At 62.2% G+C, this 18,771-nt stretch carries 21 protein-coding genes; 8 read left to right on the top strand and 13 right to left on the bottom strand.

The features are described from left to right. Positions 1-60: 60 nt before the first annotated feature. Entirely contained in the window at positions 61-1,326 is a 1,266-nt protein-coding gene (locus CR103_RS05985) for a DUF2863 family protein (RefSeq protein ID WP_099915094.1), read from the top strand. 54 nt (positions 1,327-1,380) lie between these two features. Here CR103_RS05985 and CR103_RS05980 read toward each other — a convergent pair whose 3' ends face one another. The 5 genes from CR103_RS05980 to CR103_RS05960 all read right to left on the bottom strand — a co-directional run bounded on the left by CR103_RS05980 (position 1,381) and on the right by CR103_RS05960 (position 4,771). After that, on the bottom strand, positions 1,381-1,944 hold the full coding sequence (locus CR103_RS05980; protein ID WP_099915093.1) for a mechanosensitive ion channel family protein: 564 nt from the start codon (positions 1,942-1,944) through the stop codon (positions 1,381-1,383). Between the two features lie 163 nt (positions 1,945-2,107). After that, positions 2,108-2,569: a CYTH domain-containing protein gene (locus CR103_RS05975; protein WP_099915092.1), complete on the bottom strand. Its 462-nt coding sequence runs from the start codon at positions 2,567-2,569 to the stop codon at positions 2,108-2,110. A 4-nt stretch (positions 2,570-2,573) separates the two neighbouring features. Further along, a complete protein-coding gene (locus CR103_RS05970) occupies positions 2,574-3,695 on the bottom strand; it encodes a M14 family metallopeptidase (protein ID WP_099915091.1) in 1,122 nt (373 codons plus the stop codon). A 93-nt stretch (positions 3,696-3,788) separates the two neighbouring features. Beyond that, on the bottom strand, positions 3,789-4,193 hold the full coding sequence (locus CR103_RS05965) for a hypothetical protein (RefSeq protein WP_099915161.1): 405 nt from the start codon (positions 4,191-4,193) through the stop codon (positions 3,789-3,791). Between the two features lie 191 nt (positions 4,194-4,384). Continuing rightward, positions 4,385-4,771 (bottom strand): KGG domain-containing protein, encoded by a 387-nt coding sequence (locus CR103_RS05960; protein ID WP_099915090.1) that lies wholly within the window; start codon positions 4,769-4,771, stop codon positions 4,385-4,387. Between the two features lie 346 nt (positions 4,772-5,117). Between CR103_RS05960 and CR103_RS05955 the strand changes: the two genes are divergently transcribed. The 5 genes from CR103_RS05955 (at position 5,118) to CR103_RS05935 (ending at position 9,223) form a co-directional block, all read left to right on the top strand. After that, complete coding sequence (locus tag CR103_RS05955) at positions 5,118-5,453, top strand: hypothetical protein (protein WP_099915089.1); 336 nt, start codon at positions 5,118-5,120, stop codon at positions 5,451-5,453. A gap of 191 nt (positions 5,454-5,644) precedes the next feature. Further along, complete coding sequence (gene ypfJ, locus CR103_RS05950) at positions 5,645-6,535, top strand: KPN_02809 family neutral zinc metallopeptidase (RefSeq protein WP_099915088.1); 891 nt, start codon at positions 5,645-5,647, stop codon at positions 6,533-6,535. A gap of 93 nt (positions 6,536-6,628) precedes the next feature. After that, positions 6,629-7,516, top strand: a complete 888-nt coding sequence (locus tag CR103_RS05945) for an alpha/beta hydrolase (protein WP_099915087.1) — start codon at positions 6,629-6,631, stop codon at positions 7,514-7,516. Between the two features lie 97 nt (positions 7,517-7,613). Next, a complete protein-coding gene (locus tag CR103_RS05940) occupies positions 7,614-8,636 on the top strand; it encodes a glycosyltransferase family 2 protein (RefSeq protein WP_099915086.1) in 1,023 nt (340 codons plus the stop codon). 14 nt (positions 8,637-8,650) lie between these two features. Then, positions 8,651-9,223, top strand: coding sequence for a D-glycero-alpha-D-manno-heptose-1,7-bisphosphate 7-phosphatase (locus CR103_RS05935; protein WP_229442822.1), 573 nt, complete (start codon positions 8,651-8,653; stop codon positions 9,221-9,223). A 46-nt stretch (positions 9,224-9,269) separates the two neighbouring features. On the opposite strand, the gene CR103_RS05930 is transcribed toward CR103_RS05935, so the two are convergent. The 4 genes from CR103_RS05930 to oxc all read right to left on the bottom strand — a co-directional run bounded on the left by CR103_RS05930 (position 9,270) and on the right by oxc (position 13,338). Continuing rightward, positions 9,270-9,659, bottom strand: coding sequence for a YkvA family protein (locus tag CR103_RS05930; protein WP_099915084.1), 390 nt, complete (start codon positions 9,657-9,659; stop codon positions 9,270-9,272). Positions 9,660-9,785: 126 nt separating this feature from the next. Beyond that, entirely contained in the window at positions 9,786-10,238 is a 453-nt protein-coding gene (locus CR103_RS05925; protein WP_099915083.1) for a PAS domain-containing protein, read from the bottom strand. 98 nt (positions 10,239-10,336) lie between these two features. Next, on the bottom strand, positions 10,337-11,590 hold the full coding sequence (gene frc, locus CR103_RS05920; protein ID WP_099915082.1) for a formyl-CoA transferase: 1,254 nt from the start codon (positions 11,588-11,590) through the stop codon (positions 10,337-10,339). Between the two features lie 32 nt (positions 11,591-11,622). Then, a complete protein-coding gene (gene oxc, locus CR103_RS05915; RefSeq protein WP_099915081.1) occupies positions 11,623-13,338 on the bottom strand; it encodes an oxalyl-CoA decarboxylase in 1,716 nt (571 codons plus the stop codon). A gap of 207 nt (positions 13,339-13,545) precedes the next feature. Between oxc and CR103_RS05910 the strand changes: the two genes are divergently transcribed. Further along, positions 13,546-14,154, top strand: a complete 609-nt coding sequence (locus CR103_RS05910) for a Crp/Fnr family transcriptional regulator (RefSeq protein WP_099915080.1) — start codon at positions 13,546-13,548, stop codon at positions 14,152-14,154. 129 nt (positions 14,155-14,283) lie between these two features. Here the strand turns inward: CR103_RS05910 and CR103_RS05905 are convergent, their stop codons facing one another. From CR103_RS05905 to CR103_RS05895, 3 genes are all read right to left on the bottom strand, one after another. Next, a complete protein-coding gene (locus tag CR103_RS05905; protein WP_099915079.1) occupies positions 14,284-15,300 on the bottom strand; it encodes a 2-dehydropantoate 2-reductase in 1,017 nt (338 codons plus the stop codon). A 17-nt stretch (positions 15,301-15,317) separates the two neighbouring features. Continuing rightward, a complete protein-coding gene (locus CR103_RS05900; protein WP_180279291.1) occupies positions 15,318-16,088 on the bottom strand; it encodes a fumarylacetoacetate hydrolase family protein in 771 nt (256 codons plus the stop codon). Positions 16,089-16,317: 229 nt separating this feature from the next. Continuing rightward, complete coding sequence (locus tag CR103_RS05895) at positions 16,318-16,638, bottom strand: HAD family hydrolase (protein ID WP_099915078.1); 321 nt, start codon at positions 16,636-16,638, stop codon at positions 16,318-16,320. Positions 16,639-16,768: 130 nt separating this feature from the next. Between CR103_RS05895 and CR103_RS05890 the strand changes: the two genes are divergently transcribed. Continuing rightward, entirely contained in the window at positions 16,769-17,743 is a 975-nt protein-coding gene (locus CR103_RS05890; protein WP_099915077.1) for a LysR family transcriptional regulator, read from the top strand. An 84-nt stretch (positions 17,744-17,827) separates the two neighbouring features. Here CR103_RS05890 and CR103_RS05885 read toward each other — a convergent pair whose 3' ends face one another. Then, the gene (locus CR103_RS05885; RefSeq protein ID WP_099915076.1) at positions 17,828-18,760 is read right to left on the bottom strand and encodes a histone deacetylase family protein; all 933 of its coding nucleotides are present in this window, start codon (positions 18,758-18,760) and stop codon (positions 17,828-17,830) included. Positions 18,761-18,771: the final 11 nt, after the last annotated feature.

The following is an 18,771-nucleotide window of genomic DNA, read 5'->3' as shown; positions in this document are numbered from 1 at the left end:
TGATGATCCCGGCCCGCTCATGCCACTTTCATGCCACTTATTAAAGAGCTCAATAGCGCTATGCGTCGTCCATCAAAAGATTCATCCCACAAACTGTCTGCCGAGAGCCAACGTCTCGTCAGCATCTCCATTGCCATCGCGCAGGCCGCCAGCCGCATCGAGGAACGGGCCTGGGAGCGTCAACTGGATACGCAGCTTCAAAAGCTGCTTAAATCAAGCCACCAGGACACCGTCGACAACGTGCTCAATACGCTGTTCAAGGACGACCTGAACGCCTACGACGTGCTGATGGAAGCAGTCGAGGCGGTCAGTGAATCGTCGGTCATGGTGGAACTGAACGACGGCGTCGAGACCAGCTGGCAAGCGCTGCTGGTGGCGGCGCCGATCCTCGCCTGGACGCGTTTCTCGATTGGTTCGGGCAGCATCCCGGCCGACTTGCTGTCGACCCTGTCGGCGCATTTTTCGGCCCACATGCTGGCCGCCGGCACGCGGGTGGCGATCGCGCCGACGCTGTTTTCGATCGATCAGCTGCCGCGCACCCACGCTGAAACCTACGCCGTCACCCACAAGCTGGCGCAGGCGGCCTTCAAGGGCGGCTCAATCAAGCCGGCCGCCAAGACGCCGGACACGGCGCCCTTCCTGGCCGACACCCGCTACCTGCTGATGGCAGTGGTGGCGCCGCTCGGCGCACCGCTGTTTCGCTGGCAGGAGCCGCAGCACCATATCAATTTCGCCGCCGAACGCAGCCTCGCACTGGCGCAGTGGCAGGAACAGGCAACGCCAAACGTGGCCCGGCTGCTGCCCGGCTGCGGCATCGAATTGCTGCTGCCGGAAGCGTATTACGTAGCTTGCCGCGAAGCCGACAAGCTGATCCGTCCGGTATCGATCCGCGCCGCCGTGCATTATCTGACCAACACGCTCGCAATCGAGCCGTCCGACCTGCGCGCGGTGGTGGCTGGCTTCGGCGAGGAATCGGCCGACGGCCAAATCGACGAATACCGCGTCGGTTTCACGCTGCGCCAGACGGCCGACGTCATCTACGGCATCGTCTGGCCGCTGTATGGCCAGGAAGACGAGGACGGCACCCCGGTCGAGGGATTGATCAACGCCGGCATTTCCGGCATCGAAGAGCAGAAGGCGCCGCTCGACGACATCCTGGGCCACCTGAACGAAGCGGGCATCACCCACGTCAAGCGCCACGCCGAGCATTTTGTCGCCGAATATTGCGACGACTGCGGCGCGCCGCTGTTCGCCGACCCGGCAGGCGAATTGGTGCATGCGGAAATGCCGGACGACACGCCAAGCGGTGGCGAGCACTTCCACTGATTCTTCAGCCCGGGCAACCGGGCTTTTTTTTGTCCCGGTTTGCGCACCAGTGCGCTAAGACGTCCTGGCCGGGCGCTTCAGGCGCCGCAGGTTTTCGCTTTCTCCGTCCCATTCTCCGTCAGCTTCACCCGCGCCGGCCGCCGTGTCGACCAGCCGCACCATGCGCGTCGGCTGGGCGAACTCGATGTTGGCGCGGGTAAACCGCGCGAACAGGGTCAGGAAGATGGCTTGCTGGGTTTCCATGTGAATCAGGTAGTCGGCGCTGTTGACGTGGTACACGGTTTCGAAGTCGAGCGACGACTCCGCGTAGGCGCAAAAATGCACCCGCTCGAACATCGCGGCCGGCTCCGCTTCGACCGCTTCGCGCACCATGGCGGGAATCGCCCGCAGCTGCTCCTCGCTGGTGGCGTAGGTCACGCGCAAGAAAAACGCCACGCGGCGCGTCTGCATGCGCTGCTGATTGTGAATGCGGCTCTTGAGCAGGTCGGCATTCGAAAAGATGATCTGTTCACCGCCGAGGCCGCGCACGCGGGTGGTCTTCAGGCCGATCATTTCGACCGACCCCATGGCATCGCCGACGACGATGAAGTCGCCCACTGCAAACGGTTTGTCGAGCATGATCGACAGCGACCAGATACAGCCCCAGCGCGATACCGAGCGCCATCGCCCAGCGGCTCACTGCATTGTTCAAAAACAGATAATCCATCGGCAGGCTCCGCGCGTCAAAGGGATTTGACCGTAGACTGCCGGATAGTTCCTGGGTAGTTGATTTACGCTGCTGCTACCAGGCTGAAAAAGGATGGCGCGCCAGCGCCGAATTGAAATAGCGCGCATCGTGCGTCACTTCAACGCCGATCCAGTCAGGCCGTTCGAACGCCTGGTCTTCGGCGTGCAGTTCGATCTCGGCCACCACCAGGCCCGCGTTCGCGCCCAAAAACTCGTCGACCTCCCAGACGTTGCCGGCAAATTCGATCTTGCGGCGAAACTTCTCGACCAGCGGCTGTTCGCACAGCGCCAGCAGTTCGCCGGCGTCACCCAGCGGAATCGGATACTCCCACTCGCCGCGGGTGGCGCCGACACTTTTGCCCTTGATCGTCATGTAGGCCTGCTCGCCTTCGATGCGCACCCGCACCACCCGCGCCGGGTTGGACGATAAATATCCCTGGCGCAGCAGCACCGGCTCGCCGAGCGCGCGCCACGCATCGCCATTTGGCAGAAATTTGCGCTCGATCTCGACGCCCATGGACTTAACCGAGCGACAGCAGGATCGGCTGCAGGAGGGCGGCGCCCAGTTCGCTGCTGCGCGCGCCGTTCCAGCCGGTGTGGGGATCAGGAAGGTCGGCGTTGTCCTTGAACGGCATCTCCAGCGTCAGCGACAGGCATTTGAAGGTGTGGCCGATGTATTTCGAGGCCAGGGTCAGCATGTCGGCGTTGTACTTGCTGGCCGAGTAGCCGACAACGTTCTGGAAGTCGGGGCTGGCCGCCTTGTAGCGCTCGATGAACGCGTTCTGGTGGGCGGCGCGCTCGGGCGTGAAATCGGCCAGCATCTCGTTGCCGGCGACAAAATTGTACGGCAGCGCCTCGTCGCCATGGATGTCGAAAAACATGTCGCAGCCGGTGGCGTGAATCTTGTTCTTCACGCACAGCACTTCCGGGCTGCGCTCGTTGGAGGGCGTCATCCACTCGCGGTTCAGGTTGGCGCCGGCGGCGTTGGTGCGCAGGTTGCCGCGGAAGGCGCCGTCCGGATTCATGTTCGGCACGATGTAAAACACGGCGCGCGCAAGCAGCTTGCGGGCGACCGGGTTGGCGTCGTCGAGCAAGGCGTCGATCATGCCCTCGACGAACCATTCGGCCATCGTTTCGCCCGGGTGCTGGCGCGCGATGACCCAGATTTTGTTTTCCGCCGATTCGTCGCCGATGGTGACGAGGTTGATGTCGCGCCCGTCCACCGTGGTGCCGAGGTCGGAAACACGCGCCAACGGGTTTTCGGCGATCTCGCCGAGCAGGCGCAAGTGGCGCTCCCATGAGTACGGCTCGAAGTAGGCGTAGTAAACGCTGTCCAGTTCAGGGGTATGGCTGATGGTCATCACTTCGCCGTCGAAGCTGGTCGGCACGCGGAACCAGGTTTCGGTGTCGTAGCTCGCCGCGGCCTGGTAGCCTTCGAAGCCCTTCGGATAGGTTGCCTGGCCGGCGTTCAGGATGCGCATCGTGCAAGCTTGGCCGCGCGCCCCCTGCAGGCGGAAATGGAACCACTGGCGGATGTCCGCATGCGAATCGCTGCGCAGCTTCAGGTCGATGCCGGAAGCACTGTCGGAGCACACCACGTCGATGGCGCCGGAGTCGAACAACTGGCTGATTTTAATAGGCATGGGCAATCCTTGAAAATTCGGGTTCACATCAATGGGCATGATACCCGGATTTCAGGCCGCTTCAATAACAGCGCGGCACGGCAGAGCGCTACGCTACTTATCCAGGTCGATCAGGTCGGCGGCGTAATGAACCATGATCTGGCGCATCAGTTCGACGTTGGCGCGATCGAACACAACGGTGAGGTCGGGTTTGACGTCGAGCGCGAGGGCCATGCGCAACGCATCGCGTTGCTGATTGCAGTTGACCGTCAGCGCGCGCGGTGTGTCCCGGGAATCCCAATCTTCCTGGTCAATCTGCGGCATGGCCGGTGGCTGCCTGAGGGCCGGATCCTGGTTTACCGGCAGGTGGCGCAGCAGCCAGAAGACGATCGACGCCGGGATGACGACGCAGGAATCCCTGCCGCCGCCCTGGTAGGAAAATTTTGCGAGCAGCAGGTTGCCGACCGCATCGCACGACATCGACATGCTCTTGACTTGGCGGATAAGCGTTTGTTTCACCAAAATTTCCCCAGGGTAGATTGAAAAGGCGCGTCGATTCTACCCCATCCATTCGGGCTTTTGTATGAAGAAATTGGAAATAAAGCGTGGCAATAAAGCGTGAAAATAAAGCCTGCAAAGCGGGGAGCTTGCGCTTCCCGCTTTGCTCACGTGCGTCTCGCGACTGCCAACTGGTGGGCCGGCATCGCTCGCTAGCGCGATTTTTTCAACGCGCTGGACGAACTCTTCGCGGCGCCGCGCGCGCCGTCCTCGCCGCCGCGGCTGACGCTCTGCTCGCCTTGCTTGTTGCCGCCCTGCTCGCCGGACGACGCCGTGGCGCTGGCCGTACCCGAGCCTGCCGCGCCGGCGCTGGCCGCAGCCGATTGCCGGTTGCCGTGGCTCATGCTGCCGGCACGGCGTGCCTCTTCGGATGTGAATTCGTGGGCGGTTCCCTTTTGATGCGCAGCCTTACCGCCCTGGCTGGCGATTTCGCGCTGGCGTGCCGGGTCCATCGACGCGAAGCCGCGATTCTTGGTGCCGCCGCCCTGGCTTGCGCCTGCAGTGCCGCTCTGCTTGTTAGCTTCATTTCTTGTAACCATGGTACACCTCCCTAAGCTTTGCAATTGCCCCGTGTTGCGCCATGCGCGACGGCGGAGTTCGAAGTCCGATCGTTCCGGCAAAGCGCCGATGAGCGAGCGGAGTGAAGTCATCTTATGCAGCGCGCATGGATGAGGGTATAGGACCAAAGCAGACGTGCTTGTAGGACAACAGGTGACAGAAAGTGCGATAAATAAATAGTGCTGCCGTAAGAACATTGCTGTAAGTGCGAGTCCTACAGGGAGTCGATCTTTCTTCCTATTCGAGAACACGGAACCGGCGCGCATGATGGCGGTCCTGACAACGTGCAACCGTCTTGCAGTTCTCTTAGACGATAAAGGAATCCACATGAACTCGAACCAACGAAGCGACACCAATAACCAGTCCAGCAATGGCGGCAACAAGCCGGCCGAATCGTCGTCGCGCGCTTTCAGCAGCGCCAAGCCTGCCGCTGCTGGCGGCGACGCGATGCAGCAGGGCGAATCACCCGGCAGCGCGCAAAGCGCCGAGAGCGCCGGCTTGCCGATGGCGCCGGCTGGCAGTCACCTGGCGGCCGACCAAAAAATGGATGACGACACCGGCCTGTCGAACACCGCCAACCGCGAGGTTTCCGAAGTCGAGCAGAACAAGCAGCAGGAACGGCAAAGCAACGTCGGCCGCCGCAGCGACGGCACGCCGGACTGAGTCACTGCGTTGATTTTCACCGCGCCGATGGGGGCTCCTGTTTCCCAGGCGCATTCAACGTAACCCTGCACTTTCGCGCGAGCGGGTATATTGACGGCGTTGACGGCGTCGACGGCGCGCGTGGACGACAATAGGACGGCGGCAGTACAAAGTGGCATGATGGTCCTATCGAACTCAGCAGGAGAACAACCATGAAGTGGGAAGGCAATCGCGAGAGCGATAACGTAGAAGACCGTCGCGGCGACGACGGCGGCGGTGGCGGTGGCGGCGGATTTGGTTTCGGCGGACGCTCCATCGGCATCGGCACCATCGCCATTGCGCTGGTCGGCTCCTACTTCCTGGGCGTGAGCCCGATGACGATCATTAATGCCCTTAGCGGCGGCGGCGGCGCGATGGCGCCGGTGCAGCAGCAGTCACCCGCGCGCGCGCCGCCGGCCTCGGACACCCAGGCGAAATTCGTTGCGGTCGTGCTGGCCGACACCGAAGACACCTGGACCGCGCTGTTCCGCGCGCAGAATGCCCAGTACAAAAAGCCGAAACTGGTGCTGTTTACCGGCGCCACCCAGACTGCCTGCGGCACCGGAGAAACCGCCTCCGGCCCGTTCTACTGCCCCGCCGACCAGAAGGTGTATATCGACCTGGCGTTCTACCGGCTGATGCAGCAGCGTTTCAACGTCAACAGCGAATTTGCCCAGGCCTACGTCATCGCGCACGAAGTCGGCCACCATGTCCAGCACCTGCTCGGCATTGACGAAAAAGTCAATGCCGCGCGCCAGGGCGGCAGCGAAAAACAGGCTAACGCGATGTTGGTCAAGCTCGAGCTGCAGGCCGACTGCTTCGCCGGCGTGTGGGCGTTCCACGCCAACCGCAGCCGCAACATCCTCGAGCAAGGCGACGTCGAGGGTGCGCTGGCGGCGGCAGCGGCGATCGGCGACGACACCTTGCAACAACAGTCGCAAGGCCGCGTCGTGCCCGATTCGTTCACCCACGGCACGTCGGCGCAGCGGGTGCGCTGGTTCAGCAAAGGCATCGAGACGGGCGAATTTACCCAATGCGATACCTTCGGCGCGCGCTCGCTTTGAGGCCACGGCAAGGGTGGCCGCTCTCAAGCGTGCTTGCGGTTTTTGTCAAATGGCTATAATTGTCGTGGACAAAACCACCGACACGAGATTCTCATGCGCAAGCTCCGCCTGACCCTGTACGGCCTGGCCGCCGCCGTCGTTACTATCGGCGGCCTTGCAGCGTGCTCGCCTTTGACAGCGATTAACGCGCTGTCGCCGGGCGGCGACGCCGACACCAGCCTTGGCCTCGCCTACGGCAGCGGCGCCCGTTTCAAGCTCGACATCTACCGGCCGGCGCGCGTTACCGGGGCCTCGCCGGTGGTGGTGTTTTTCTATGGCGGCAACTGGGCCACGGGCGAACGCGGCGACTACGCCTTTGTCGGCCGCGCCCTCGCCTCGCGCGGCATCGTCGCCGTGATTCCCGACTACCGGCTGTATCCCGAAGTGCGCTACCCTGACTTCCTCGACGACTCGGCCCAGGCAGTCGCGTGGACAGCGAAGAATATCGCCCACTACGGCGGCGACCCGCGCAAGCTGTTCCTGATGGGCCACAGCGCCGGCGCCTACAACGCCGCCATGCTCGCGCTCGACGCGCGCTATCTCGGCAAGCAAGGCATGGCCAGCGCCAGCCTAGCTGGCTGGATCGGCCTGGCCGGGCCCTATGATTTCATGCCGATAGAAAACAAGACCGCCCGCCCGGTCTTTCACTTCCCCGACACGCCGCCCCAATCGCAGCCGATCAACCACACTGACGGGGCCGTGCTGCCGGCGCTGCTGATCGCCGCCAACAAGGACCAACTGGTTAATCCCGTGCGCAACACCGGCGGACTGGCCGCCAAGTTACGGACCCACGGCGTGCCGGTCGAGGAAGTCTATTACGACGGCGTCAGCCACATCACCCTGGTCGCCTCGATCGCCGCGCCGCTGCGCGCGCTGGCGCCGACCCTGGACACGATCGACGCTTTCGTCAAAGGCAAATCGACAGCGATTGCGCTTCATTGAGCCAGCTTTATTGAGCCAGGTCCAAACCTGGTGAAGCGCCAGGAACCGCGCGCCGGTTGCGCCCTCCAAGCATGATAGCGATTCCATGGGAGGGGCGATGCCGTCAACGACATCAGCAGTACAGCCGGCGCAGGCCGGTGCGCAAACGGTGCCGCAAGTATCGGTCGTGGTGTCGACCCGCGGCCGGCTCGACTTGCTCGAGCGCTGTCTCGACGCGCTGACGCGCCAGGACTTTGCCGCCGACGCCTTCGAGATCATCGTCGTCGATGACGAGTCCAACCGTTACACGCTGCAACTGGTCGCCAACTGGCGCGCCCGCACCCTCGAGCGCGGCATGCGCCTGGCGTACGTCGCCAACGATGGCGCGCATGGGCCGGGAGCGGCGCGCAATTGCGGCTGGCGCATCGCCAAGGCGCCGATCATCGCTTTCCTTGACGACGCCATGGTGGCCTCGCCCGGCTGGCTGACGCAAGCCATGGCCGGCTTCGGCGACCAGACCGACGTGCTGTGCGGCCGCACCGAGTCGCCGCACCGGCGCGTGCCGGCCGCCCACGAGCGCGACGCCGGCGCGCCCGACTCTGAAATCCTCGTCACCAACTGTTTCTGCCGGCGCGCCGTGCTCGACGCCCTCGGCGGCTTCGACGAGCGTTTCTGCGCCGGCTGGCGCGAAGACATCGAGCTCCACTTCCGGCTGCTGAAAATGCAAGCCAACATCGCCCGCTCGCCGCTGGCGACGGTGATCCATCCGGAGCCGCCGGCGCGGTGGGGCGCCAGCCTGTTCGAGCTGCACAAGATCAGCTTCGACGCCCTGCTCTACAAAAAGCATCCCGAGCTGTACCGCCAGAAAATCCGCCGCCTGCCATGCTGGGAAGAATACGCGATCGTTGCCGCTATTGTCATCGCGGTGCTGGGCCTGGTGGCCGGCAACGAAGTCGTCGCCGTCATCGGCTGCGGCGCCTGGCTGGTACTGACGGCGATGCTGTGCATCCGGCGCCTGGACGGCGCAGCGCACAGTGCCGTCCACATCGCCGACATACTGGTCACCTCGGCGCTGATTCCGCCGGTCGCGGTGTTCTGGCGCGTGATCGGCGCCATCAGGTACCGCGTCCGGTTCGCCTGATTGATGAAGCTTGCATGCCCATGAAAGCTGTCTTTCTCGACAAGGACGACACGCTGGTCGACGACAACCCGTGCAACGTCGAGCCGCGCTGCATCACGCTGTGCAGCGCGGCCGGTCCGGCGCTGCGGCTGCTGGCGCGCCTCAATTACCGTCTCGTCGTCGTCGGCGACCAGGCCGCGATTGCCCATGGACAGGTCGACGAAGTGGCGATGGCGTCAATCGCCGACCGGCTTGGCGACCTGATGTTTCGCGAGCGGGTCGCGCTCGACGCCTTCTATTACTGCCCGCATCATCCGAAGCGATCGGTGACGCGCTATGCGTTCGCCTGCGGCTGCCGCAAACCGCAGCCGGGCCTGTTGCTCAAAGCCGCCAGCGAACACCAGATCGACCTGCGCGCGTCGTGGATGGTCGGCGCCAGGCTGCATGACGTCGAGGCCGGCAACCGCGCCGGCTGCCGCACCCTGCTGGTCGACAATGGCACTGAAACCGAATGGCGCCTCGGCCCGCGCCGGGTGCCGACCCGCATCGCCCCCGACCTGTACGCGGCCGCGATGCTGATCGCCAGCGAAGGAGACGAGCGCCGCTGAAGATCGGCTACATGTTCAGGCCTTGCGAACCCCGGAAGACGCGGCTCTACACTGCGCCGTTAGCAAGCCAACGCCAGAAAAGCCAGGCACTGCATAGCCAGATACTTAAAATAACGGCGAGACCGATCATGCTGCGTGGTTTGATGGGATTGCTTGCCAACCAGGCTTCGGCCTTTGCCCGGTTATGGACAATCACTGGGCAAGGGATCAAGCGCAAACACAGCCAGATGCCGATCGGCACGATAATCAAATCGTCAAGATAGCCTATGACGGGAACAAAATCGGGGATCAGGTCGATGGGACTGAGCGCATAGGCCACGGTCGCGATTGCAAGCAATTTCGGCAGTAGTGGGGTCGCTGGATCCCGACTGGCAAACATGAGCGTGATAACGTCGCGCTTTAGTCGCTTGGCCCATACCTTGAGCGATTTCAGCATTGCATGTTTGACCTCTCTGGCAAGCGCGTTTCAAGGTAAATACCAAGCGCTATTACCATTTTAGCAGGCGCCCCGCACGGGCTGACTTTTCCAGTAACAGCAAACCGCCGAGCTTGTCACGTCAGCTTATTGTGCGACCGCTGGCGCCGATGCCTTGATCTGCCCTTCGAGCAGCGCCACTTTCGCCTTCAACGCGCGCTCTTCACCCCAGCGCACCGTCTCATCGCGCACGATGGCGATGATCGACGATACCTTGTTCTCCGGCGTGTGCAGCATCGCCACCGTAAACGCGATCGACAGCGGCGTGCCTTCCTTGTGCAGCGCCGGTACCCGCAGCACGTCGGCCCCGTAACGGGTTTCGCCGGTGTCCATCGTCTTGTGATAGCCGTCCCAGTGGCGCTGGCGCAGGCGCTCGGGAATGATCAGGTCGAGCGACTGGCCGAGCGCGTCGGCTTCGGTAAAGCCGAATATCCGCGTCGCCGACTGGTTCCAGAAGATGATCGCCCCGGCGGCATCGCACACGATGACGCCATCGCCGAGCGCATCGACTAGTTGGTGGAAATCGATAGTGGTTTGCATGCTACTACCTTTCTGTTTCAGGAATAAAAAACGGCGCCCCGCGGCATCAAGCCCCGGCGCGCCGCTCGCAGGTCAGGCGACGCAAGTCGCCACCGTGCTTACACTACTTTTTGATCGTGGAAACCGGCGATCTGCTGGGAAGTATAGCCGAGGCTTTCCAGCACTTCATCGGTGTGCTCGCCAAGCAGCGGCGAACCGGTGATCTCGACCGTGGTTTCCGAAAACTTGATCGGGCTACCGACAGTAAAGTACTTGCCGCGTTCCTTGTGATCCACTTCCGCGATCGTGCCGCTGGCGCGCAGGGACTCGTCGTTGAGCAGTTCTTTCATCGTCATCACTGGTGCGCATGGGATGTCGAACTTGCGCAGGATGTCGACCGCTTCGAACTTGGTCTTGTCAGCGAGCCAGATTTCGATCGTCGCGAAGATGTCCATGATCTTGTCCTGGCGCGCCCCAGCGGTCATATAGGCAGGATCGTCAATCCACTCGTCCTTGCCGATCGCCCTGCAGATCGGCGCCCAGGCGTGGCCCTGGATAGTGAAGTAGATGTACGCGTTGGCATCGGTTTCCCAGCCCTTGCACTTCAGTACCCAGCCTGGCTGGCCGCCGCCGCCGGCATTGCCGCCGCGCGGTACGTAGTCGTCGAACTTGCCGTGCGGGTACTGTGGATACTCTTCCAGGTAGCCAACGCGGTCGAGGCGCTGCTGGTCGCGCATTTTTACGCGGCACAGGTTCAGCACGGCGTCCTGCATCGAGACCGCCACTTTCTGGCCCTGGCCGGTCTTATCGCGGCCGCGCAGCGCGGTCAGGATGCCGATGGCCAGGTGCATGCCGGTGTTCGAATCGCCCAGTGCCGCGGCCGAAATGGTCGGAGGACCATCGTCGAAACCGGTGGTCGATGCGGCGCCGCCCGCGCACTGAGCAACGTTTTCGTACACCTTCAGGTCTTCGTAGTGGTGACCGTCGGAAAAGCCCTTGACGGACGCGACGATCATGCCCGGGTTCAACGTGTGGATGTGCTCCCACGTGAAGCCCATGCGGTCCAGCGCGCCTGGTCCGAAGTTCTCGACCAGCACGTCCGATTCCTTGATCAGCTTGGTCAGGATTTCCTTGCCGGATTCGCTCTTGGTATCCAGCGTCAGCGACCGCTTGTTGCTGTTAAGCATAGTGAAATACAGTGCATCGACGCCCGGGATGTCGCGCAGTTGCGAGCGGGTAACGTCGCCCGAGCCAGGACGCTCGACCTTGATCACGTCGGCGCCGAACCATGCCAGCATCTGGGTACAAGCCGGACCGGCTTGCACGTGCGTGAAGTCGATGATCTTGATGCCTTCTAACGGTTTATTGCTCATGATTTTTCCTCTTGGTTTTCGGGTAAGCCAGCTTACTTCTTGCCACTTTGTGGGTTCAGGTTGGTCAGGCGGCCGCTTTCGGTGCCGGCGTTCGGGTCGATCACCGCGTTGATCAGCGAAGGCTTGCCGGACGCGATCGCTTTGGACAGCGCCGCGGTCATTTCTGCCGGCGTGGTGACGTGGTAGCCGATACCGCCGAATGCTTCGATCATCTTGTCGTAACGCGCACCCTTGACGAACGAAGTGACCGGCACGTCGTTGGCGTTGTTCGGGTTCAGGTTAGGGTCGGTGCCCTTGTAGACGCCGTTGTTGTTGAAGACGATCGTCACGATCGGCAAATCGTAGCGGCAGATGGTTTCGAGTTCCATGCCGGAGAAGCCGAACGCGCTGTCGCCTTCGATCGCCACCACCGGCTTGCCGCTGATGACGGCCGCGCCGATCGCGTAACCCATGCCGATACCCATGATACCCCAGGTGCCGGAATCGAAGCGCTTGCGCGGCTCGTACATGTCGATGATCGAGCGGGCGTAGTCGAGCGTGTTGGCGCCTTCGTTGACGACGTTGATGTCCGGGCGCGTCTTGAGGATGTCGCGGATCGCACGCAGGGCGCTGTGAAAATTCATCGGCGACGGGTTCAGGTCGAGCGTGGCCGCCATCTTCGTCAGGTTCTTGTCCTTGCGCTCGTAGATGGCGCCGGTCCAGGCCGCGTCAGGCTTGCTGTGGCCGTTCGTTTCGATGCCCTTCAGCAGTGCCGACACGCAAGAGCCGATGTCGCCAATCAGCGGCGCCGCGATCGGCACGTTGCTGTCGATCTCGGTTGGCGAGATGTCGATCTGGATGAATTGCTTAGGAACGGAACCCCAGGTCTTGCCTTTGCCGTGCGACAGCAGCCAGTTCAGGCGGGCGCCGATCAGCACCACGACGTCGGCTTCGGCCAGCACGAACGAGCGCGCCGCCGATGCGGATTGCGCGTGGGTGTCAGGCAGCAAGCCTTTGGCCATCGACATCGGCAGGTAAGGAATACCGGAGTTTTCGACAAACGCGCGAATGTCGGCGTCGGCCTGTGCATAAGCCGCACCTTTGCCAAGCAGGATCAGCGGCTTCTTGGCGCTCTTGAGCAGATCCAGCGCGCGCTGCACCGATTCCGGCGCCGGCAACTGGCGCGGCACAGGGTCGACGACCTTGACCAGCGACTTCCTGCCTTTTTCAGCGTCCAGCGTCTGCGCCAGCAATTGCGCCGGCAGGTCGAGGTAGACGCCGCCCGGACGGCCCGATACCGCGGCGCGAATGGCGCGGGCGATGCCGATGCCGATGTCTTCGGCGCGGTTGATCCGGTAGGACGCCTTGCAGTACGGCTTGGCCGCGTTCAGCTGGTCCATCTCCTCGTAGTCGCCCTGCTGCAGGTCAACGATTTCCCGCTCGCTCGAGCCTGAGATCAGGATCATCGGGAAGCAGTTGGTGGTAGCATTGGCCAGAGCCGTCAAGCCGTTGAGAAAACCCGGCGCGGAGACGGTCATGCAGATGCCTGGCTTTTGCGTGATGTAACCAGCGATTGCCGCAGCATTGCCGGCATGTTGCTCGTGGCGAAAACCGATGAAGCGCATGCCTTGCGCTTGCGCCAGGCGGCACAGGTCGGTGATAGGAATGCCGACCAGGCCAAAGATGGTGTCGATGTCATTATGCTTGAGGGCATCGATGACCAGATGGAAACCGTCGGTCATTGCTGGTGTTTGCGTGGTGTCTGTCATGATGAGATGTCTCCTCCTTGTGAATCGATAAAGTCGTACTAGGCGACTGCAAGAGCGGGGCCGGTGAAACCTGGTCCCGTGCCACGCAGAGCGCAGCCGGTCTTTTAGTGCGATGATCATAGCTAGACCACTTGATATCTCTCATTGACCGGGGTCAATTTTCGCCGCATGATGTCGGCTGCCGCGAAATAAGATAGTGAATTTTCCATGACCTTAGTTGCAAACCATCCCGAGCGAAATATTATTCGCGTCCAGCTCAAACAGAACGTCGTTCTGAAAGAGTTGCGCGGTAGCGAGATGGAGGCGCTTGAACCCTATCTGACGGTCGAGAACCACCAGAAGGGCGACCTGCTGCTACGCCAGGGCGTGCACGACATGGAGCAGTACTTCGTGCTCGACGGCATCCTCAAGCGCGTGGTCACCAATCAGGACGCGAAAGAGATGATCCTGCGCTTCCCCGCCGAGCGCGACATCGAGACCAGCTACGCCGCGTGGCGGCTCGGCACGCCAACGCCCTACAGCATCGTCTGCGTGACCAAGGCGCGGGTGGCGCGCATGCCGCTGCAGCAATGGGTGGCCTTTCTGGAAAGTCACAGCCAGGTCAAGGCCGCGTTCGAGTACGAGGTGATGAATTTGATGAGCTCGATCATGGGCCATGCCATCACGCTGCACCTGCTCGACGCCCCCGGCCGCGTCCACCGCTTCATGCGCAAGTACCCGGAACTGTTCGAACGTCTGCCCAAGAAGGAATTGGCGGCCTACCTGAACCTGTCGCCGGAAACCCTGAGCCGCCTGAAAAACCAGGGCAAAATCTGACCTGCACGTAGATTTGCACCGCGCCACTGTGCGGCGCAATAAAAAACACCCCGGCAAGCCTTGTATGGCGTGGCGGGGTGTTGTCTTTTAGGTCAACCCTTTTGGGATCCAAAAAACTTTGTCAGACAGTCAGACGGCAACGGTTTTTTGCAGGCGGACTCCGCCGTGCTCCTCGCTCATCGTGCGCTCGAGCAGCTTGACGAGCGCATAGGCCGAGTCGATGTGCGGCGTCGGCGTGCCGGTCAGCCGCCCCAGCTCCACCACCGATCCCACCAGCGCGTCGATTTCGAGGCCGCGCCCCGCTTCAACGTCCTGCAGCATCGACGTCTTGTGCTTGCCGACCTTTTCCGCGCCTTCGATGCGGCGCTCCAGCGACACCCGGAACGAGATGTCGAGCTTGGCGGCAACTGCCTGCGCTTCGAGCATCATGTTCGCCGCCAATTCACGCGCCAGCGGAAACTGGCAGATGTCGACCAGCGTCGAATGCGACAGCGCGCTGATCGGATTGAAGCAGACGTTGCCCCACAGCTTGAGCCAAATCTCGGCGCGGATGTTGTCGAGCACCGGCGCCTTCAAACCGGCATGCTGGAACACTTCGGAGATTGCTTTGGCGCGCGCGCTGGTAGTTCCGTCGAGCTCGCCAATTGGAAAGCGCTCGCCCTCGACATGCCTGATCACGCCCGGGGCAATCAGTTCGGCGGCCGGATAGACCACGCAGCCAAGGATGCGGCCTGGGTCGATCTTGCTCGCCAGCTGGCCGGTCGGATCGACGCTTTTGACGGTGTAACCTCCAAACTGTCCGCCATGCTTGTGGAAATACCAGAACGGGATACCGTTCTGCATGGTCACCACGACGGTGTCGGGGCCCATCAGTTTGGCGACGTCGTCAGCGACGGCGTCGACCTGGTGTGCTTTCAGGGCCAGGATCACCAGCTCGTGCACACCGGCTTCGGCGTAGTTGTTGGTTGCCTTTACATCCGGCACCACGTGTTCCGTGCCGTCGTTATCGATCAGCTTGATGCCCCTGGCCTTGATTGCCTCCAGATTGGCGCCCCTGACGATGAACGTCACCTCCTCGCCGGCCAATGCCAACTTGGCGCCGACATAACCACCGATTGCACCAGCTCCTATAATTGCAATTTTCATGACGTGCTCCCACCTGTTTACTCGAACCGGTTTTTGAGCTTGCCGATGCCATCGATCTCGATTTCGATCGTACTTCCTGGTCGCATGGAGCCCACACCGACCGACGTCCCGCACAACAGGACGTCGCCCGGATTCAATGTCATGTCCTTCGATATCTTGCTGACCAACTGGGCGACTGAAAACACCATGTCGTTGATCGGATAATCCTGCCGCACCTCGTCGTTGAGGATGGTACGCACCACCAGCATCGCCGGGTCGAGACCGCTTGCGATGACAGGACCGAGCGGGCAGAAAGTGTCGAAGCCCTTGGCCCGGCACCACTGCGGGAAAGTCGGGTCACGGGCAATGATCTCGGACACCGTGACGTCATTGGCGCAAGTGAGCCCGAAGACATAATCGGGGGCTTCTTCCTCGCTGACATTAAAACACGTGCGACCGATAACGATCGCCAGTTCGCCCTCAAATACCACTTTGCCTTCGCACAGCGGCTTTTTGATCGTGCCGCCCGGAGCGAGCAGGGTATTGGGCGTTTTGATCAGGTAAAGCGGTTCGGCCGGCGGTTCCAGGCCCAGCTTCTTACCCAACGCATGGAAGTTGTTCCACATCGCCAATATCTTGCCCGGCACCAGCGGCGCCAGCACCTGTACAGCATCGAGCCGCATCGACTCGCCGGTCGGTACAGGGGAGTTGAACATGTCGCCCTGAAAGACCCGGATCTTGTCGCCTTCCAGTGTACCGAAGCACACCGCGTCCATGGTTTGAAAGCGAATCCAGCGTTGAATCTTCATGATTATCCTCGACTTGCGCCAGATTGGTGGGTTGAAATCGGCGCGAGGGGGGCAATCGCCCCGTCCCCGGCACATGTATTTATTTTAGCCTGCCATGCGGGCCACAGCCAGGTGGAACGCGTCTTTTTTACGTGATGCGACTGCGGCATTGATCAGGATTGTGTAAGAAGAATTTTTCGATGACCTTGACCACGGTTAAGTTTCGACAACAGAGCGAATGAAAGCCGGTTCATGCGCCGGCATGGTGGCGTTGAATTTCGGCCCAGTTGATGAACGCCTCCGGCCGGCAACCGGCCGCCGTCATGACGCTGTAGCAGCGCTCCTTGGCGGCGTGGATGGCGTCGGCCAGGAACTCGGCGTCATACGCCCTGAGCAGGTGCGACTGGTGTTGCTCGAGGTAGCGGCGCACGCATTCGCGCTCGCCGTCCTGGCACAATACGCTCTGGTAGCGCGCGCTGTCCCAGTGAAAGCTCAGCCCCAGTTCGTGGAAGGCGGCGTTAAAAGCGTTGCGGTGGGCGTCGGCTTGATTGCTGCTGTGGCTGGTGTTCATGGCGTGCTCCGGGAAAATAAGGTGCGGTTGAAGTTCGATGAATCCACTGTAAGCGCTACAAATGATTAGTAATAGTTAAATTTATTAAGCATAATGATTCATGACCCTGAATACATCAACATAAAGCCCCATGAAGAACGCCACCTTGCGACAACTAAAAGTGTTTGAAGCGGTCGCGCGTCATCTGAGTTTTTCGCGCGCGGCCGAGGAATTGCACCTGACCCAGCCGGCCGTTTCGACCCAGGTCAAGACGCTCGAGAGCCACGTCGGCCTGGCGCTGTTCGAGCAGTTGGGAAAAAAAGTCTATCTGACCCAGGGCGGCGCCGAGCTGCTGTACTACTCGCGCGCGATCATTGCCCAGTTCCAGGACGCCGAGGAAGCGCTGGCGCATTTCAAAGGGATTTCCGGCGGCACGCTGAACGTGGCGGTGATCAGCGCCGGCGACTATTTCTTCCCCCACCTGCTGGTCGAGTTTGCGCGCCAGCATGCGGGCGTCAAGCTGCACCTGACGGTACACAATCGCGAAGAGCTGCTCGGCCAGCTGGCCAACAACCTGACCGACCTGGCGATCATGGTGCGCCCGCCGCACAACCTCGACACCCTCAATGAATCGTTCGCGCCGCACCCGTACGTCATCGTCGCCGCGCCCGGCCATCACCTGGCCGGCAGGAAGCGCATTTCGATGACGGCGTTGATGCGCGAAGCGTTCGTGGTGCGCGAGAAGGGATCGGATACCTGGTTTTCGATGGAGGCGGGATTCGGCGACCACTTGGGCCAGCTGAACATCGCGATGGAGATCAAGAGCACCGAGACGATCAAGCAGGCGATCATCGCCGGCATGGGCATCGGCTTCCTGTCGGCCCATACGATCGGCCAGGAACTCAAGACCGGCAGCCTGGTGGTACTGCCGGTGCAGGGCTTCCCGCTGATGCTGGATTGGTACGTGGTGCACCGCAGCGACAAGCGGCTGCCGCCGGTGGCGCGCGCGTTCAAGGAGTTTTTACTCAGGGATGGCGCAAGCCTGATCGCCGCGCTGATCCCGCCGTCGACGCCAGGCCTGCAGCGCAGCCCGGCTCCCGCCAGGCAGCGGGTTGGCGATTCTTGACGGCGTTTAAGGAGAACGCATTGCCGACGGCGGAGGCGATGCACGAAGGTGATCGGGCCCCCATTTGACCTTGACCTTGAACGCTTACCCCCGCATCAACGCCTTCACGTGCGCCGCCGTCCCGCCGGCGAGCCCTTCCCCGCTGTAGCCACCCTCCAGGATCGACACGATGCGCCCGGCGCACTGTTGGTCGGCCACCGCCATCAGTTGCGCCGTCACCCAGCCAAAATCGTCGTCTTCCAGATTCATGCCGGCCAGCGGATCGAGCCGGTGGGCGTCGAAGCCGGCCGAGATGATGAGAAAGTCCGGCTTGAACGCGCGCAATGCCGGCAGCATGTCGGCTTCGATGCGCGCGCGGAACAGGTCCGAGCCGCAGCCCGGCGGCAGCGGCACGTTGACGATATTGTTGGCAACCCCGTGCTCGCTGCGATCGCCTGTGCCCGGATACAGCGGCGACTGGTGGCTGGACGCGTAAAACAGCTCGGGGCGCGCATAGAACGCGGCCTGGGTGCCGTTACCATGGTGGACGTCGAAATCGACTACCGCGACGCGCTCGAGGCCGTGCGCCTGCAGGGCGTGCACGGCGGCGATGGCGGCCTGGTTGAAGATGCAAAAACCCATCGCCCGGTCCGGCTCGGCGTGGTGGCCGCACGGGCGGGTGGCGCAAAAAACGTTATCGGCTTCGCCCGCCATCACGGCGTCGACGCCGGCGCAGGCGGCGCCGATGCAGCGCATCACCGCGTCCCAGGAACCGGCCGACATCACGGTGTCGCCGCCGTCGAGCGCGACCCTGCCGCTGGCGGGGGCGAGGTCGGCGATGCTGTCGACGAAGTCCTGGTCGTGCACCAGCATCGCCTGCATGCGCGTGCCCATCGGCGCTTCGCGCCATTCAAGGTCTTTGAATGGCGGTGCTTCGAGCACTTCCAGCACCGCCTTCAGGCGCGCCGGCGACTCCGGGTGGCTCGGTCCCGGCTCATGCTTGAAGCAGGCCGCATGGGTATAGACGAATGTGCTCATGTGCGAATCCT

Source organism: Massilia psychrophila (genome assembly GCF_002760665.1).
Taxonomy (GTDB): domain Bacteria; phylum Pseudomonadota; class Gammaproteobacteria; order Burkholderiales; family Burkholderiaceae_D; genus JAFCUW01.
This window is presented reverse-complemented; position numbering and strand designations above follow the sequence as displayed.

Coding starts and splice junctions, on each gene's coding strand:
- CR103_RS05975 (WP_099915092.1), bottom strand. CDS start 2,569: ATGGGCGTCGAGATCGAGCGCAAATTTCTGCCAAATGGCGATGCGTGG.
- CR103_RS05905 (WP_099915079.1), bottom strand. CDS start 15,300: ATGAAAATTGCAATTATAGGAGCTGGTGCAATCGGTGGTTATGTCGGC.
- CR103_RS05980 (WP_099915093.1), bottom strand. CDS start 1,944: ATGCTCGACAAACCGTTTGCAGTGGGCGACTTCATCGTCGTCGGCGAT.
- CR103_RS05890 (WP_099915077.1), top strand. CDS start 16,769: ATGAAGAACGCCACCTTGCGACAACTAAAAGTGTTTGAAGCGGTCGCG.
- CR103_RS05970 (WP_099915091.1), bottom strand. CDS start 3,695: ATGCCTATTAAAATCAGCCAGTTGTTCGACTCCGGCGCCATCGACGTG.
- CR103_RS05935 (WP_229442822.1), top strand. CDS start 8,651: ATGCCCATGAAAGCTGTCTTTCTCGACAAGGACGACACGCTGGTCGAC.
- CR103_RS05960 (WP_099915090.1), bottom strand. CDS start 4,771: ATGGTTACAAGAAATGAAGCTAACAAGCAGAGCGGCACTGCAGGCGCA.
- CR103_RS05925 (WP_099915083.1), bottom strand. CDS start 10,238: ATGCAAACCACTATCGATTTCCACCAACTAGTCGATGCGCTCGGCGAT.
- CR103_RS05885 (WP_099915076.1), bottom strand. CDS start 18,760: ATGAGCACATTCGTCTATACCCATGCGGCCTGCTTCAAGCATGAGCCG.
- CR103_RS05895 (WP_099915078.1), bottom strand. CDS start 16,638: ATGAACACCAGCCACAGCAGCAATCAAGCCGACGCCCACCGCAACGCT.
- CR103_RS05945 (WP_099915087.1), top strand. CDS start 6,629: ATGCGCAAGCTCCGCCTGACCCTGTACGGCCTGGCCGCCGCCGTCGTT.
- CR103_RS05985 (WP_099915094.1), top strand. CDS start 61: ATGCGTCGTCCATCAAAAGATTCATCCCACAAACTGTCTGCCGAGAGC.
- CR103_RS05940 (WP_099915086.1), top strand. CDS start 7,614: ATGCCGTCAACGACATCAGCAGTACAGCCGGCGCAGGCCGGTGCGCAA.
- frc (WP_099915082.1), bottom strand. CDS start 11,590: ATGAGCAATAAACCGTTAGAAGGCATCAAGATCATCGACTTCACGCAC.
- ypfJ (WP_099915088.1), top strand. CDS start 5,645: ATGAAGTGGGAAGGCAATCGCGAGAGCGATAACGTAGAAGACCGTCGC.
- oxc (WP_099915081.1), bottom strand. CDS start 13,338: ATGACAGACACCACGCAAACACCAGCAATGACCGACGGTTTCCATCTG.
- CR103_RS05930 (WP_099915084.1), bottom strand. CDS start 9,659: ATGCTGAAATCGCTCAAGGTATGGGCCAAGCGACTAAAGCGCGACGTT.
- CR103_RS05900 (WP_180279291.1), bottom strand. CDS start 16,088: ATGAAGATTCAACGCTGGATTCGCTTTCAAACCATGGACGCGGTGTGC.
- CR103_RS05955 (WP_099915089.1), top strand. CDS start 5,118: ATGAACTCGAACCAACGAAGCGACACCAATAACCAGTCCAGCAATGGC.
- CR103_RS05910 (WP_099915080.1), top strand. CDS start 13,546: ATGACCTTAGTTGCAAACCATCCCGAGCGAAATATTATTCGCGTCCAG.